The 1,297-nt window shown below is 41.8% G+C and carries 2 pseudogenes; both read left to right on the forward strand.

Features of this window, described 5'->3' with window-relative positions:
* Positions 1-579, forward strand: a pseudogene (locus tag CXF78_RS00810) (TonB-dependent receptor); the annotation flags it as partial.
* A gap of 314 nt (positions 580-893) precedes the next feature.
* A pseudogene (locus CXF78_RS00815) lies at positions 894-1,187 on the forward strand (tryptophan 7-halogenase); the annotation flags it as partial.
* Between the last annotated feature and the right edge of the window lie 110 nt (positions 1,188-1,297).

Here is a 1,297-nt window from a genome sequence, read left to right on the forward strand (position 1 = left end):
GCAAATTATGCTGATAATGCTGCTGTAGATGTCACGAATCAAATTATTAGCGGCAGTGCTGCTAATAATGATGAATTGTTGAACTTTAATATTTCAACGCCATCAAACAGCTCTAATAACTCAGTCATTGATGGTTGGGAGTTTGCGGCACAACACTTCTTCGGCGAAAGCGGATTTGGTGTAATAGCCAACTACACCTTGGTTAATAGTGATCAGGCTTACGACAACTTCTCATTTGATGCACAATCAGCATTAATCGGTATTAGTGACACCGCTAACGCGGTATTCGTGTACGAGAATTATGGTTTCCAAGCCCGTATCGCATACAACTGGCGTGATGAGTTCTTAAACTCTACAGGTCAAGGTACTGGCGCTAACCCACAGTACACAGAAGCTTACTCGCAAATCGATTTGTCTGTTAGCTATGATGTCGAGTCTGTTGAAGGATTAACGGTGTTTTTCGAAGGACTTAACATTACTGAAGAGTACATCCGTGTTCACGGTCGTGCTGACGAGCAAGTGTTAAACCTAACCGAAACTGGCGCACGTTATAGTTTAGGTGCTCGTTATACTTTCTAATCGATAATGCAATAGTCATTGAGTGATATTTCGGCTAACACTCCAGTGTTAGCCGGAATTCACTCAAGTACCCTTTCAGGTCGTTGAGGTGCCAACTTTTGTCACCTCCTTTTATTGCAATACATTGAGTAACAAGGACGTTACTATTTTTTGCGTTAAGCAGTTTGAAACCATGTACGCAAAAACATAAAAAAACTATTACTTGAATGTGCTTACATTTTATTGAATGCTACCTAACGTGTTCTATAAGCAATCAGATTTTTAGATTCATCAGAATAAAAATAATAATCACGCCAAAAGCGTAGGTAAAGATGATGCAAAAACCAATAACCGAAATAATCATCGTTGGAGGCGGCACCGCTGGTTGGATAACTGCCGGTTTGTTAGCCGCTGAACATAATGTTGATAAAGGTGTTTTAGTTCACTCTCCCAAACTCAATATTACCTTAATCGAATCACCGGATGTGGCCACTATTGGCGTAGGTGAAGGCACGTGGCCTTCGATGCGCTCAACCCTGAGCAAAATTGGTATCGATGAAAACGACTTTATTCGCCAATGTGATGCCAGCTTTAAACAGGGCTCTCGGTTTATCAATTGGTGCAAAGACCCACAAAGCAACGCCGCCGGCTCTTATACACATCTGACGCTGCCGACGAAGAGGAGAGTGTAGAGCCCGGTGGTGGCAGGAGCATTAAAAAAAAAAAGAGAAACAAAATA

The sequence above is a fragment of the Shewanella sp. 11B5 genome (assembly GCF_002836795.1).
Taxonomy (GTDB): Bacteria; Pseudomonadota; Gammaproteobacteria; order Enterobacterales; family Shewanellaceae; genus Shewanella; species Shewanella frigidimarina.